This window comes from Xanthomonas sp. LMG 12462 (genome assembly GCF_009192885.1).
GTDB lineage: Bacteria > Pseudomonadota > Gammaproteobacteria > Xanthomonadales > Xanthomonadaceae > Xanthomonas_A > Xanthomonas_A sontii.
Genome location: NZ_NMPP01000086.1, coordinates 1 through 1,326, shown reverse-complemented (window position 1 = coordinate 1,326; position 1,326 = coordinate 1). Strand labels below are relative to the sequence as shown.

At 49.8% G+C, this 1,326-nt stretch carries 2 protein-coding genes and 1 pseudogene; 2 read left to right on the top strand and 1 reads right to left on the bottom strand.

Annotation, left to right across the window (positions count from 1 at the left end):
* Together CEK69_RS21135 and CEK69_RS19010 are read left to right on the top strand one after the other, a co-directional pair.
* On the top strand, positions 1–637 hold a 637-nt coding region (locus CEK69_RS21135), incomplete at its 5' end, for an RHS repeat-associated core domain-containing protein (RefSeq protein WP_226975232.1).
* A gap of 3 nt (positions 638–640) precedes the next feature.
* Positions 641–1,051, top strand: a complete 411-nt coding sequence (locus CEK69_RS19010; protein ID WP_152247373.1) for a hypothetical protein — start codon at positions 641–643, stop codon at positions 1,049–1,051.
* Positions 1,052–1,212: 161 nt separating this feature from the next.
* Here CEK69_RS19010 and CEK69_RS19005 read toward each other — a convergent pair.
* Positions 1,213–1,326: pseudogene (locus CEK69_RS19005) on the bottom strand (calcium-dependent protein kinase 21); the annotation flags it as partial.

Sequence of the window (1,326 nt, the reverse complement as noted above, 5' to 3'; positions counted from 1 at the left end):
TCTCAACCAGAACTACTTCCGAGACTACGAGCCGGGCACCGGGCGGTATGTGCAGAGCGATCCGATTGGGTTAACAGGTGGTATATCGACTTTCTCCTTTGCTGCATCCTCTCCATTTAATAGTTTTGATCCCCAAGGACTACGAAAGTGGGACTTTGATGGTCCGGGGGACACATCAATGTGTGGCTACTACGGATCACTTTACAAGCAAACGGGATCGCTTTATTACAAGCGCGCCTTTGAAACTTGCAAAGGAAATAATGGGCTAATCAACTCCGCAATAAGGTCAGGGATAATTCATGCCTGGGCAACAAACGGGAGTTCGGAGTCAGAAAGTGTTATTCTTGCGAAAATTAGAAATGGTCTCGTTCGCGAGGATAAGCGATATTCAGTCAGGGATGAGCAAGGACGGGTTGTAAGAGAACCATATGGAAATTTAATCGACGAATATCATTACAAAGTTTTCCGAGAAGCAGGAATAAGCCCCCTGTTTTATGGAGGATCATTGTGGCCCAGAGGGATATTTCCCAATTATGTCCCCCAAGTTGGGGATGGATCTGAAGGGATAGTACAATCTCTACTTGGAAAGACACCCATTGGGGCAAGTCGTGAAAACGATTGCGAAGCAGGATGGTAGATCATGAAATTTGTCAAATGGCTGGTGGTGGGTTTATCTTTCTCCGTATTTTTCCTAGTCTCACTGAACACCTTTTTCGCCAACAAACATTTGCTCAGTGTCTATAATAGCGGAGACTATCTCCGCTATTTCATATTTTTTCCAGGGATAACGCTGTGTTTGTATCTGGCCTTTTCGCTCCATAAGGCGCAAACATGGTCCCACTTTGTTATTGCCGTCTTCCTGTGCCTGCCAGCACTGATCTTCTTGCACTTTGTGGTGTCGGTGATGAATGCGCATACGGGTGGCGCATATTGGTGGTGGCAGGTGTTGGAGATTGTGGCAACTTACTTCACGTGGTCGCGAACAGGAAAACGCTGGTCCAAAGTATCGTTGTCTAATCCGGAAAAGGAGCCTGCAACCAGAATCTCGTAAGCGGGCGCCGTGCGTAAGATGTGCCTACAGGCATCACTATCCGCCAGACAGGCTGCATTGAGATGTATTCATATTGACGACGGTCGGTGCTCAGATCGATGGGATGCCAATGCTTTGCGCAACGCACTCGACAATAGAAGCCCTACCCTCAGGGCTATCCCCTACTGCGGCGGCGCCGCCAACTCCCGCGCGCTGAGGTAGCCGTCGCCGTTGGTGTTCTGCTTGCGAAAGCGGGCGGTCAGGGTGGCCAGGTGCTGTGCGCGGGTGATCGGCGG